The organism is Azotobacter salinestris (assembly GCF_009363155.1).
Taxonomy (GTDB): domain Bacteria; phylum Pseudomonadota; class Gammaproteobacteria; order Pseudomonadales; family Pseudomonadaceae; genus Azotobacter; species Azotobacter salinestris.
Window position 1 is genome coordinate 317,615 of sequence record NZ_CP045302.1, and the last position, 13,326, is coordinate 330,940.

General features: G+C 66.2%; 10 protein-coding genes. 6 read left to right on the forward strand and 4 right to left on the reverse strand.

Features of this window, described 5'->3' with window-relative positions:
* Positions 1-22: 22 nt before the first annotated feature.
* Positions 23-1,027 (forward strand): ArsJ-associated glyceraldehyde-3-phosphate dehydrogenase, encoded by a 1,005-nt coding sequence (locus tag GCU53_RS01605; RefSeq protein WP_152386064.1) that lies wholly within the window; start codon positions 23-25, stop codon positions 1,025-1,027.
* A 147-nt stretch (positions 1,028-1,174) separates the two neighbouring features.
* On the forward strand, positions 1,175-2,449 hold the full coding sequence (gene arsJ / locus GCU53_RS01610) for an organoarsenical effux MFS transporter ArsJ (protein WP_152386065.1): 1,275 nt from the start codon (positions 1,175-1,177) through the stop codon (positions 2,447-2,449).
* On the opposite strand, the gene GCU53_RS01615 is transcribed toward arsJ, so the two are convergent.
* From GCU53_RS01615 to GCU53_RS01630, 4 genes are all read right to left on the reverse strand, one after another.
* Positions 2,393-4,762: a heavy metal translocating P-type ATPase gene (locus tag GCU53_RS01615; RefSeq protein ID WP_208845425.1), complete on the reverse strand. Its 2,370-nt coding sequence runs from the start codon at positions 4,760-4,762 to the stop codon at positions 2,393-2,395. The genes arsJ and GCU53_RS01615 overlap by 57 nt on opposite strands.
* 78 nt (positions 4,763-4,840) lie before the next feature.
* A complete protein-coding gene (locus GCU53_RS25660; RefSeq protein ID WP_208845427.1) occupies positions 4,841-5,053 on the reverse strand; it encodes a hypothetical protein in 213 nt (70 codons plus the stop codon).
* 338 nt (positions 5,054-5,391) lie between these two features.
* Positions 5,392-6,042: a methyltransferase family protein gene (locus GCU53_RS01625; protein WP_152386067.1), complete on the reverse strand. Its 651-nt coding sequence runs from the start codon at positions 6,040-6,042 to the stop codon at positions 5,392-5,394.
* A complete protein-coding gene (locus tag GCU53_RS01630; RefSeq protein ID WP_152386068.1) occupies positions 6,029-6,277 on the reverse strand; it encodes a DUF2933 domain-containing protein in 249 nt (82 codons plus the stop codon). Before GCU53_RS01630 ends, GCU53_RS01625 begins: the two co-directional genes overlap by 14 nt.
* Positions 6,278-6,670: 393 nt before the next feature.
* On the opposite strand from GCU53_RS01630, the gene GCU53_RS01635 reads away from it, so the two are divergent.
* The 4 genes from GCU53_RS01635 to GCU53_RS01650 all read left to right on the forward strand — a co-directional run bounded on the left by GCU53_RS01635 (position 6,671) and on the right by GCU53_RS01650 (position 13,324).
* A complete protein-coding gene (locus tag GCU53_RS01635) occupies positions 6,671-6,997 on the forward strand; it encodes a hypothetical protein (protein WP_152386069.1) in 327 nt (108 codons plus the stop codon).
* Positions 6,998-7,056: 59 nt separating this feature from the next.
* Positions 7,057-7,695, forward strand: a complete 639-nt coding sequence (locus GCU53_RS01640) for a c-type cytochrome (protein ID WP_152389752.1) — start codon at positions 7,057-7,059, stop codon at positions 7,693-7,695.
* A 393-nt stretch (positions 7,696-8,088) separates the two neighbouring features.
* A complete protein-coding gene (locus GCU53_RS01645) occupies positions 8,089-11,031 on the forward strand; it encodes a hypothetical protein (RefSeq protein WP_152386070.1) in 2,943 nt (980 codons plus the stop codon).
* Between the two features lie 127 nt (positions 11,032-11,158).
* Positions 11,159-13,324 (forward strand): LTA synthase family protein, encoded by a 2,166-nt coding sequence (locus tag GCU53_RS01650; RefSeq protein WP_152386071.1) that lies wholly within the window; start codon positions 11,159-11,161, stop codon positions 13,322-13,324.
* The last annotated feature ends 2 nt before the right edge of the window (positions 13,325-13,326 follow it).

Below are 13,326 nucleotides of genomic sequence, written 5' to 3' on the forward strand. Positions count from 1 at the left end.
TTTCTGAAACGAGGAGTTCGCCATGACCATCAAGGTAGGCATCAACGGCTTCGGCCGCATCGGACGTCTGGCCCTGCGCGCCGCCTGGGACTGGCCGGAGCTGGAGCTCGTGCAGATCAACGATCCGGCCGCCAATGCGGCGACCCACGCCCACCTGCTCAATTTCGACTCGGTGCACGGCCGCTGGCGGCACGAGGCCGGCAGCGACGGCGACTGCCTGGTGATCGGCGGCCGGCGCATCCCGGTCACCGCCAACAAGGCCATCGCCGACACCGACTGGTCGGACTGCGACGTGGTGATCGAGGCCAGCGGCAAGATGACCAGGGTCGCCCTGCTCAAGGCCTATCTGGACCAGGGCGTCGGGCGCGTGGTGGTCAGCGCGCCGGTCAAGGAGCCGGGCGTGCTCAACGTGGTGATGGGCGTGAACGACCGGCTGTTCGACCCGGAGCAGCACCGCATCGTCACTGCCGCTTCCTGCACCACCAACTGCCTGGCGCCGCTGGTCAAGGTGATCCACGAGAACCTCGGCATTCGCCACGGCTCGATCACCACCATCCACGACCTGACCAACTCCCAGAGCATCCTCGATGCGCCGCACAAGGACCTGCGCCGCGCCCGCGCCTGCGGCATGAGCCTGATCCCGACCAGCACCGGTTCGGCCACCGCCATCGCCGAGATCTTCCCGGAGCTGCGCGGCCGCCTGAACGGCCAGGCCGTGCGCGTGCCGCTGGCCAACGCCTCGCTGACCGACTGCGTGTTCGAGGTGGAGCGCGCGACCACGGTGGAGGAGGTCAACCAGCTGCTCAAGGCCGCCGCCGAAGGCGAACTGAAGGGCATCCTCGGCTACGAGGAGCGCCCGCTGGTGTCCATCGACTACCGCACCGACCCGCGCTCGTCCATCGTCGATGCCCTGTCGACCATGGTGGTCAACGGCACCCAGGTGAAGCTCTATTCCTGGTACGACAACGAGTGGGGCTATGCCAACCGCACCGTGGAGCTGGCCCGCAAGGTCGGTCTGGCCGGCTGAGTGCCTCTGCGTAGGGCGGGTTAGCCGCACAGCGGCGTAACCCGCCAAGGATACCGGCAGGCATCCTTTTGTCGGCCTCACGGCCGATTGGCGGGTTACGGCTTGCGGCCTGACCCGCCCTACGGTTTCCACTCATCAGGTTCTCCCATGCACGCACTCGCTCGCCTTTCCCCCGAAATCCGCCAGTACCTGCTGGTCACCGGCAACTACTGGGCCTTCACCCTCACCGACGGCGCCCTGCGCATGCTGGTGGTGCTGCATTTCCACGGCCTCGGCTACAGCCCGCTGGAGATCGCCCTGCTGTTTCTCTTCTACGAATTCTTCGGCGTGGTCACCAACCTGGTCGGCGGCTGGCTCGGCGCGCACCTGGGCCTCAACCGCACCATGAACCTCGGCCTGGGCCTGCAGGTGCTGGCGCTGCTCATGCTCGCCGTGCCGGCGAGCCTGCTCACGGTGCCCTGGGTGATGGCGGCGCAGGCGCTGTCCGGCATCGCCAAGGACCTCAACAAGATGAGCGCCAAGAGCTCGATCAAGCTCCTGGTGGCAGAGGGGCAGCAGGGCACCCTGTACCGCTGGGTGGCGCTGCTGACCGGCTCGAAGAACGCCCTCAAGGGGGTCGGCTTCTTCCTCGGCGGCGCGCTGCTGGCCTGGCTGGGCTTCGCCGGCGCGGTGCTGGGCATGGCCGCGCTGCTGGCGCTGATCTGGCTGGCCAGCCTGGCGACGCTGAAGAAGGATCTGGGCAAGGCCAAAAACAAGCCCAGGTTCCGCGACCTGCTCTCGAAGAGCCGAGCGATCAACATCCTCTCGGCCGCGCGCCTGTTCCTGTTCGGCGCCCGCGACGTGTGGTTCGTGGTGGCACTGCCGGTGTATCTGGCGAGCAGCTTCGGCTGGGACTTCTGGCAGGTCGGCGGCTTTCTCGCCGTCTGGGTGATCGGCTACGGTATCGTCCAGTCCTTCGCGCCGCATCTCACCGGCAAGCGTCGTGGCCAGGTGCCGGACGGCCGCGCGGCCTTCGCCTGGGCGCTGTCGCTGGCCGGGCTGCCGGCGCTCATCGCCCTGGGGCTCGGCACGCCGCTGTCGGCGCAGGCGGTACTGATCGGCGGCCTGCTGCTGTTCGGCGTGCTGTTCGCCGTCAACTCCTCGCTGCACAGCTACCTGATCGTCAGCTATGCCAAGGAGGACGGCGTGTCGCTGGACGTGGGCTTCTACTACATGTCCAACGCCCTCGGCCGGCTGCTCGGCACCCTGCTGTCCGGCTGGGTGTTCCAGGCCTGGGGGCTCACCGCCTGCCTGTGGGTGTCGAGCCTCTTCGTGCTGCTGGCGGCGCTGATTTCCCTGGGCCTGCCGGGCGCGCCGGCGGTCGCCTCAGGCGCGCTCCAGCCGCGCCCGCTTGAGCAGGGCGGAGTTGACGATCACCGATAGCGACGACAAAGCCATGGCCGCGGCGGCGAGGATCGGATTGAGCAGGCCGAGGGCGGCGATCGGCACGCCGATGGTGTTGTAGACGAAGGCCCAGAACAGGTTGCGCTTGATGGTGCGCATCGTCGCCCGCGACAGGCGGATGCCGGTCACCACGTCGCGCACGTCGCTACGCACCAGGATGATGCCGCCGGTTTCCTTGGCCACATCCGAGCCCGAACCGATGGCGATGCCGATGTCGGCGGTGGCCAGTGCCGGCGCGTCGTTGACGCCGTCGCCGACCATGGCCACCACCTTTCCCGCAGCCTGCAGTTCCTTGATCGCCCTGGCCTTGTCGGAGGGCAACACGTCGGCGATCACCCGGTCGATGCCCAGCGCCCGGCCGATCGCCGCGGCGGTGCGGGCGTTGTCGCCGGTGAGCATCACCACCTCGATGCGCTCGGCGCGCAGTCCGGCGATGGCTTCCCGGGCCTCCGGCTTGAGGGTGTCGGCCACCGCGACGATGGCCGCCAGGCGGCCGCCGCTGGCCAGCAGCATCGCGGTCTTGCCATCGGCCTGCAGACGCTCCAGCTCGGCCGCGGCGTCGCCCAGCGGCACGCCTTCGCGCTCCATCAGCCGGCGATTGCCGAGCAGTACCGACTGGCCGTCGATCTCCCCACGCACGCCATGGCCGGGAATCGAATCGAAACCCTGCAGCGGGGCCAGCGCGATGCCCTGCACCCTGGCGCCCTCGAGCAGGGCTTCGGCGAGCGGGTGCTCGGAGCCGACCTCCAGGCTGGCGGCCAGGCGCAGTGCGTCCTCGCGGGCGAAGCCGCCCAGCGGCAGCACGTCGGTGAGCGCCGGTTCGCCGCGGGTCAGGGTGCCGGTCTTGTCGAAGACCACGGTATCGAGCTTCTGCGCCTTCTCGAGGATCTCGCCGCCGCGGATCAGCACGCCGGCCTGGGCGCCGCGCCCCACGCCGACCATCAGCGCCGCCGGGGTGGCGATGCCGAGGGCGCAGGGGCAGGCGATGATCAGCACGGCGATGAAGGCCAAAAGGCCCTGCGGGAAGTTGCCCGCCAGCCACCAGCCGGCGAAGGCCAGCACGGCGGTGCCGACCACCGCCGGCACGAAGTAGCGGGTTACCTCGTCGGCGATGCGCTGGATCGGCGCGCTGCTGGCCTGGGCCTCCTCGACCATGCGGATGATCTGCGCCAGCGCCGTCTCGGCGCCGATCCGCGTGGCCTCGAAGCGGAAGCTGCCGGTGCGGTTGAGGGTGCCGCCGATGACCCGGGCGCCGGGCTGCTTCTCCACCGGCATGGACTCGCCGGTCAGCATGGACTCGTCGACGGCGGAGCTGCCCTCGGTCACCACGCCGTCGGTGGCGATGCGCTCTCCGGGACGGACCACCACCGTTTCGCCGACCATCACGCTGTCGGCGGGGATTTCCGTCTCCATGCCGTCGCGGATCACCCTGGCGGTGGCGGGCTTGAGGTCGAGCAGCTTGCGCACCGCCGCCGAGGAGTGCTTCTTGATGATCTCCTCCATGTACTTGCCCAGCAGCACGAAGGCGATGATCACCGCGGATACCTCGAAGTAGACGGCGCGCTCGTCCACCTTCACCGGCAGCACCTCGGGGAAGAACAGCACCGCCACGCTGTAGAAGTAGGCCACCGAAGTGCCCAGGGCGATCAGCAGGTCCATGTTGATCGAAAGGTTGCGCAGGGCGTTGAAGGCGCCCTTGTAGAAGCTCCAGCCGCCGATGAACTGCACCGGGGTGACCAGCAGGAACAGCCACATGCCCCAGGTGAACCAGGGCAGGGCGGGAATCGGCGCCCAGGTGAGAATCGTCGCCCCGGCGGCCAGGCCGATGAAGGCCCCGGCGCGCAGGATGGCCAGCGCCAGCACGCCGGTCAGGGCGATGGTCACCCGCCGGCGCATGGATTTCAGCTCGGCCTCCGGCGATTCGAAGATGCGCTGGCAGCTGGCGCTGCAGAAGTAGTAGGTCTTCCCGGCACGTTCGCTGCGCAGGGCGGTGGCCTTGTCGACCATCATCCCGCAGACCGGATCCTTCGCCCGGCCCTCCCGTCCCTTGGCGTCGGCCGCCCGCATCGGCAGGTCGTGCCCGCTGTGGGGATCGGCCGGCGACGGCGTCCGGGCCGCGGGAGCCGGCACATACCTGCCGGGCGCCGCCTCGAACTTCTCGAGGCAGTGCGGCGAACAGAACAGGTAGGACTTGCCCTGGTAGGTAGCGCGGGGCGCTGCCGGGGTCTCCTCGACCGGCATGCCGCAGACGGGGTCTACTGCTGGGGAGCGTTCGGTTGCCACGGTATTCATAGATCCCTCGTCATTCTCCGAACATGGCTTCGATGTCGCCGGTCGAGCACGACTCATTGCTCCTGCCCGGATGTGGCATCAGTTCTGGCCCGGATGGGGCGATGCCGTGGAAATGGAATACTCGATTTCATCCTCACGGTCGGGCAGCCTCACGAATATCCGGAACCGGTAGGTGCCTTTCTTGACCATGGAGAACAATTGCCCGTAGGACATCAAGCCGTTGATCTCCATGGGCGCCAGAGCCTTCGCGGGCGTTTCCGAGATCCCGACCTCGATGAGCTGGGCGCGCACGGCAGCCGTGCCGATGCGCTTTCCAGTGGCGGTGTCGAACAGGGCGACGACCAGGTGGTGGGGTCGCCCTGGCCATCCTTTCGATGCATTTCATCCAGTTCATGCCTGTCGGTGAAGACGGCGCCTGGCACGAGCCCCCAATACAGCGTCACACCTTCCCGCTCCTGCATCGACTGCGCCACGGCCTCCCATGCCGGAAGCCAGAGAAAGGGCAGCAGCAGTGCAGTGGCCAGCCAGGTTGCAATCCTTCGGCCTGGAGCGTTCTGGATGGCTTGTATCCGAGGGAACATGGCGCTTCTCCTGATTGAAAGATGTAGATATCTCTGCCTTGGCCCGCTTCAGACGTCGCGGGCCTCCTGCTTCCAGCGAGGAAAGAACCTGGGGGTGCGCTGGGCGTATTGCTCGAATTCGGCCCCGAACTGGCGATCCATTTCCGCTTCTTCGGTGATTGCCAGGCGGCCATACATCGCCACCAGAATCGGGAACATGATCAGGGTCAGCAGGGTCGGCCACTGCAACAGGAAGCCGAGCAGGATCAGTACGAATGCCACGTACTGCGGGTGGCGAATTCGCGCATAGGGGCCGGTAGTTGCCAACTGGTGGTTGCGTTGTGCCCGATAGAGGACATTCCAGGCACTGGCCAGCAGATAGAAACCGAAGCCGAGAAACAGGTAGCTGGCGATATGCGGAATGCCGAAGTGGGGATTGCCCTTTCCGCCCGCCAGGGTCGACCACAGGTGACCGGCATCGTGGGACAGGATGTCGAGTTCCGGGTATCTGCTCTGCAGCCAGCCGGACAGCAGGTAGATGGTCAGCGGAAAGCCGTACATCTCCACGAAGAGCGCGACGATGAAGGCGGAAAATGCGCCGAAACTCCGCCAGTCCCGTGCGCTCTCCGGCTTGAAGAAACTGAAGGCGAACATGATGAAGACGGCCGAGTTCAGGATGACCAGCGACCATAATCCGTAGGCTGGCTCAGCGTGGTCCATGAGGGCTCTCCTTGTCTGTTCCGTGCTTGTCGTTTCCGCCATGACCGCGATGCATGAACAAATGCATCAGGGGGCAGGCAAGAAACAGCAGATAGGGCAGCGCACCCAGGACATGTGCCGTGTGTTCGGTGAGCAGGAAATAACCTGCCACGGCCCCGATCACAAGCAGGCCGATGGCGTAGCGGGAGCGCCAGAAACCGCCGGGTGTTTCATGCATTCCATGATCATGTTTCATGATTGTTTCCCGTTGCCGCTTGCTTCAATGGAGCCGGCCAATCATTCGCTCCGTGCTTTATAGCTATCCGCCATTCATGTCGGCATTACATTGATGCCGCTCAAGACTCATCGATTTTACGTCTGTTATTTATGGGTTCGACTTAGTGTAGTGCTGTCAAGACGGAAAACTTGAAACTGACGCAAATGTAATGAAAAGCCCTTTCTGATAAGCAGTTGCTGCCTGTCATCCGCTCGAGCGGCTATTGTCGGCCTTACATAAATGTAATCGAAGCCCCCTCTTTCACCATGGCAGATTAGGGGGTAAGCGGGCAGGGCAACTATTTTTATCCTGGCGGTATCGCCGGCTTTTCCGGGTATCGCCACTTCGTGCCAATCCATGAGGGCTTGAAACATGAGCAACTTTCCGAAACGCAAGATCCTGCTGTCCGGCTTCCTCGCCCTTGTCCTGGGGGCCGCCCTGCAACTGCCTGCCCTGGCGGCGCACCACGAGCACAAGGAGGACTCCGGCAGCACCCAGGACTATCAGGAGCAGCAGGGGCGCAAGGGCGGCACCATGGGCGACGAGCGCAAGATGGAGCACGACGGCCACGAGAAGCGAATGGAGGAGATGCACGAGCAGCACATGCAGCCCGATGACGAGGAGGAGGGCGACACGGACCTGGACCGCAGCGGGCAGGGCACTTCCGAAGACGGCAGTGACGGCACCATGGAAGAATGATCTCCCGGGCAGCGGCGGGGCATTCGCGCCCTGCTGCTTCCGATGTGAAAAGGACAAGCATGGGAATTCTCAAGACACTGACCTGGAGCGGCCTTGCCGTCGTCGCGCTCGGCGCCGGCGTCCTGTATTCGGGGCTGATCGACGTGGGCGCCGACGCGCCGCATTCCGCGCCGGTGCGGGCTCTGCTGGAGACGGCCCGGGAGCGCTCGGTCGCCGTGCGCGCCAGGGGCATCCAGGTGCCCGATCTCGCCGACGAGGCCATGATCCGCGCCGGGGCCGGCAACTACGACGCCATGTGCGTCGGCTGTCACCTGGCACCGGGGCTCACCGAGACGGAGCTGGGCCGCGGGCTCTATCCGGCGCCGCCGAATCTGGGCGAGGTTGGCTACGCAGGCGACCCGGCCGGCGCGTTCTGGGTCATCAAGCACGGGATCAAGGCCACTGCCATGCCGGCCTGGGGCCGGAGCATGGACGATCCGTACATCTGGGAGCTCGTGGCCTTCCTCGGCCGGCTGCCGAGCCTCGATGCCGAGAGTTACCGGAGGATGGTGGAGAGCAGCCCCGGGCACCGCCACGGCGGCGGGAGCATGGGGCCGGAAGCAGCGCAGGGCGGCCCGGCTCATGGGCCGTCCGCTCCCGTCGAGGTGCCAGCCTCGGAGGTCCATATCCATGGCGACGGAGAACGGCACGTCCATTGAGAAGCCGTGGGCAAAACAGGCAGGCTGACGCGAGGCCGACTGGCTCCTGAAGCCAGACTCCGCAGGGGCTATTCCTGCGACTCTTCGAACTTGTCCTGCCATCCGTTTACTTGTGCATCAACTTCCGTATCAAAGTCCAGACTCTGGTTTTTTCCGGTCCGATTCGAAAACCATGAATACGGAACTTGGCAAGATAAAGACAGTCTTGAAAGAGCTACCGCAAGGCAGATGGTCAAGTAATTTCGGCCTACTGTCGAGGCTCGAAAAAGTTTCCCCGAGTATCTGGGCAAGTTTACCAACAGGCTGCCGGGCTGGAGCCGGCTCTGGTGTGTCCAGACGATAGGGCCGCTCGTTGAGAGCAATTACAATTAAAGTCAGCACAAGGATAGTTGTATGGCGACTTCGATATCGGTTAATACCGCGCCGAGCTTCGGCCTTCGATCGGCCAGCGGCAAGCTGGTCGTGGATGTGGATGGACTCAACGATTACGGCCATGCCCTGGCCCTGCAGCCCGACGGCCGGATTCTGCTGGCAGGGCGCAGCTACAGCATCGCCAGCAAGAGTTACGACTTCGGCGTGATCAGGTTGAATGCCGATGGCTCGCTCGATACCGGCTTCGATGGCGACGGCAAGGCCGCCTTCGCCATTGGGGACTCCTTCGATGGCGCGCGAAGCCTGAGCGTACTGCCGGACGACAAGATTCTGGTGGCGGGATACAGCTATACGACCAGCAATAACCCTGACTTCGCCCTGATCCGGCTGAATGCCGACGGCACGCTGGATACCGGCTTCGGCGATGCTGGCCAGATCGTCGTCGATATCGGCGGAGGAGGAGACCAGGATTCCGCCTATGACCTGGCCGTGCAGCCCGACGGCAAGATCCTGCTGGCGGGCGAGAGCCACTCCAACTTCACGGTGATCCGGCTGAACGCCGATGGCACGCTGGATAGCGGCTTCGGTGTCGATGGCAAGGTCGCGGATCTCGGCGGCAGCCAGAGCGAGAGCCTGTTCCTGCAGCCCGACGGCAGGATTCTGCTGGTGGGTCCGACCTACAACGCCAGCAGCGGCAATTACGATTTCGGCGTGCTCCGCCTGAATGCCGACGGCACACTCGACACCGGCTTCGGCACCGACGGCAAGGTCACCTTCGACGGTGGGGGTCACGAATACGGTAATGACCTGATCGTGCAGCCGGACGGCAAGATCCTGGTAGCCGGCATTGCCGACATGAGCGCCACCAGCACTCCGAACAACAACTTCAGTGTGCTCCGTCTTAACGCCGACGGCTCGCTCGATACCGGCTTCAGCGAGGATGGCGAGGCCATCGTCGATGTTGCCAGGCACCATGATTTCGGCTTCAGCATGGCCCTGCAGCCCGACGGCAGGATCCTGGTGGCGGGCATGAGCCGGGTGAGCGGCGACCCCAACAGCAACTACAACTTCAGCGTGGTCCGCCTGAATGCCGACGGCACGCTGGATACCAGCTTCAGCGACGACGGCAAGGCCACCTTCGATGTCGGCGGCAGCTACGATGAAGGCCGCAGCCTGACCGTGCAGCCCGACGGCAAGATCCTGCTGGCGGGCTCCAGCTACAACCCCGGCAGCGGCAATTACGACTTCAGCGTGATCCGTCTGAACGTCGACGGCACGCTCGATACCTCGTTTGGCAGCCCGACCGGCAGCCCGAGTTCGCTGGGCGGTACGGCCCACTACACCGAGGGCGCGGCGCCCGTCCTGCTGGATGCCAGTGTGGCGATCTTCGATACCGAACTGGCCGCCCTCGATGGCGGTGCCGGCAACTACGCGGGCGCCAGCATCACCCTGAGCCGCCAGGGCGGGCCTTCCCCAGAGGATCTGTTCTTCGCGCTCGGCGATCTCGCCTTCAGCGATGGCGCTGCCGTGCTGTCCGGCGTGACGGTGGGCAGTGTCGGCCAGGCGGACGGCACGCTGGGCATCGCCTTCAATGCCAACGCCTCGCAGGCACGGGTCGACGAGGTGCTCTCCAGCATCGGCTACGCCAACACGGCCGATGCGCCCCCGGACAGCATTCGCATCGATTGGGCTTTCCGGGACGGCAGCGGCAGCGACGCGCTGTCCGTGACCGACGGCACGACCGTCCATTTGCTCAATACCAACGACGCGCCGACCGTGGAGCTCCCGTTGCGGGTCGCCGCGAACGAGGACGATGCCGCCTTTACCGTCGATCTGCTGGCCGGGGCCAGCGATCCCGATGGCGACAGCCTTGAGGTGATCGACGCCGGGCTGCTGCCGGGAGGCATCACCCTCTCCGGCAACCTGCTGACCGTCGACCCGGGCCATGCCGCCTTCCAGCATCTGGCCGCCGGTGCCACACGGGAGATCCTGGTCGACTACCGGATCAGCGATGGTATCGACAGCATCGGGCAGATCCTCGGCCTCTCGATCCGGGGTGTGAATGACGCGCCCCGGACGACGGCGGTCTCCCTCTCTGGCGTGGAGAATGCGCCCCTGTTGATTCCGCTGGTCGAGGATTACGTCCGCGATCCCGATGCCGGCAGCCAGCTCCATATCGGCGCGGTGACCGCCATCGACTACGCCTGGGCAGGCGATACGGCCTCGACCGCGCTGACGCATCCCATCACCGGCCAAGCCGTATCGCTCGACGTCCTGGCCGGCACGACCGTGGTGTCCAGCGATGGCAAATCCCTGCTGCTCAGCCCCGCCAGCGAGCTGGAGTGGATGAGCGCCGGCCAGAAGATCACGGCGACGGTCCACTACAGCGTGGAGGACGAGAGGGGGGCCGCCACGACCGGCAGCATTGCCGTGACGCTTTCCGGGGCGGCCGCGGATGAGCGCAGGGGCGCCGACGATCTGGCGGGCAGCCAGGCCGGGGATGTCCTGGAGGGAGGAAATGGCAAGGATACCCAGCAGGGGTACGGCGGCAGCGACGCGCTGTACGGGGGCAGCGGCGACGATGAGCTCCGCGGCGACAAGGATGTCGACTACCTCTACGGCGACAAGGGCGACGATCTGCTCGACGGGGGAGCGGGCAACGACGTGCTGTTCGGTGGCAAGGGCGACGACCTGCTCATCGGCGGCGCCGGCAGCGATCACTTCGTGTTCGGGCCGCGGTCGGACAGTGATCGCATCCTCGACTTCGTCAAGGGCATCGATACCCTGCACTTCGTCGACTTCGGGAGGCCGGGCATCAGCGCCGAGGCCTTCGTCGCGGAACATGTGTCCGGCGACGGGGAAGGCGGTCTGCTCATCGATCTCGGCAGCAGCGCGATCACCCTGGTGGGAGTGAGCGATACCCAGGGCCTGGCGGAGTCGATTTCCTTCGTCATGTCCTCCTGAGGCAAAGAGCGAGCCCGACGGGACCACGCCCGGGGGCTTGACGCTTTGTTCACCTGCTTTTGACGGGTTGTACATGCCCCTATGAATAGAGTGGTTGCCACAGACTTCTTCGAGGAGTGTGGCAACCATGTTCTCGAGCCGCCCTGCCGGACTCGCCTTTTTGCAGAAACACCGCCGGGCGTCGGTCCGGCAACTCCAGGAACCGCGCCCAGGGATAGGGGACGAGGCAAGTTACCGGCAGTCCGTCGCTCGAATCGCCTGCAGCATCTCCCTCCGCCAGCATCTGGCCTTCACCCTGGCCAGCGCCGCCGTGCTGATGCTCCTGTACTCCCTGCTGCGCCTGGCCCTGCTGCTCTACAACAGCGAGCAGATCGGCCCGGCGTCCGCCGCGACCCTGGCCGAGGCCTTTCTCAACGGCCTGCGCTTCGATCTGCGGCTGGTCGCGTACATCTGCGCGCCCCTGGTGCTGGCCGTGATCAGCCGGCGGGCGATGCGGGCAAGGGCGCTGCTGTGCGCCTGGCTGACGTTGTTCGCCAGCCTCACCCTGTTTTTCGGCGTGCTGGAGCTGGACTTCTACCGCGAGTTCCACCAGCGGCTGAACAACCTGGTGCTCCAGTACCTGAAGGAAGATCCGCAAACCGTCCTGAGCATGCTCTGGCACGGCTTCCCGGTCCTCCGCTACTTGCTCGCCTGGCTGCTGGCGACGCTGCTGCTGGGCTGGCTGTTCAGGCGCCTGGATTTGTTCACCCGCTCGCCGGCCGTGGATGGCCGGCAACAGGAGGGCGGCCGCTGGCCGGTCCGCGTCCTGACTTTGGCGATCTGCCTGGCGCTGGCCGTGCTCGCCGGGCGCGGGACCCTGCGTCAGGGGCCGCCGCTGCAGTGGGGCGATGCCTTCACCACCGACTCGATGTTCGCCAACCGGCTCGGTCTCAACGGCACCCTGACCCTGGCGGATGCGCTGCGCAGCCAGCTCTCCGATCATCGCGACAACCGCTGGAAGGCCGGCCTGGCGGATGACGAGGCCCGCCAGACCGTGCGGCAGATGCTGCTGACCGACGCCGACCGGCTGGTCGACGGGGACAGCGCCGCGGTACGCCGCGACTATCGGCCGCCGCTCGGCGGCACCCTGCCGGTGCGCAACGTGGTGGTGATCCTGATGGAAAGCTTCGCCGGCCATTACGTCGGGGCGCTGGGCGCGCCAGGCGGTATCACGCCGAACTTCGACCGGCTGGCCGGGGAAGGGCTGCTGTTCACCCGCTTCTTCTCCAACGGCACCCATACCCATCAGGGCATGTTCGCCAGCATGGCCTGCTTCCCCAATCTGCCCGGCTTCGAATACCTGATGCAGACGCCCGAGGGCGGCCATCGGTTCTCGGGGCTGCCGCAACTGCTCGGCGAGCGCGGCTACGACAGCCTGTACGTCTACAACGGCGATTTCGCCTGGGACAACCAGTCGGGCTTCTTCGGCAGCCAGGGGATGAAGACCTTCATCGGCCGGCACGACTTCGTCGATCCGGTGTTCTCTGACCCGACCTGGGGCGTCTCCGATCAGGACATGTTCGACCGCGCCGCCGAGGAGCTGGAGCGCCGCAGCGAGGCCGGCAAGCCGTTCTACGCCCTGCTGCAGACGCTCTCCAACCACACGCCTTACGCCCTGCCGGAGCACCTGCCGGTGGCGCCGGTGAGCGGCTTCGGCGAGCTGGACCAGCGCCTGACCGCCATGCGCTATGCCGACTGGGCGCTCGGGCGCTTCTTCGACAGGGTCCGTCACGCGCCTTATTTCCAGGACACCCTGTTCGTGGTGGTCGGCGACCACGGCTTCGGCAGCCGCGAGCAGCTCACCGAGATGGACCTGCTGCGCTTCAACGTGCCCCTGCTGCTGATAGGTCCGGGCGTGCAGGAGAAGTTCGGCGCCCGCCGCGACATCGTCGGCACCCAGGTCGACATGGTGCCGACCATCATGGGCCGCCTCGGCGGTACGGTCCGTCACCAGTGCTGGGGCCGCGACCTGCTCGCCCTGCCGGCGGCAAGTCCTGGGTTCGGCGTCATCAAACCCTCGGGCGGCGACCAGACCGTCGCCCTGGTCAGCGGCGACCGGGTGCTGGTGCAACCCCCCGGCCTGCCGGCGAAGGTCTACCGCTATCGCCTCGGCAGCGAGCCTGCCAGCCTGCCGCTCGCCGCGGTACCCGACGAAGCGCTGCTGAAGCGCCAGCTCGGCGCCTTCCTGCAGACGGCCACCGCCAGCCTGCTGGACGACACGGCCGGGGTGACCGACGGCAGGCCGGCGCGCTGAGG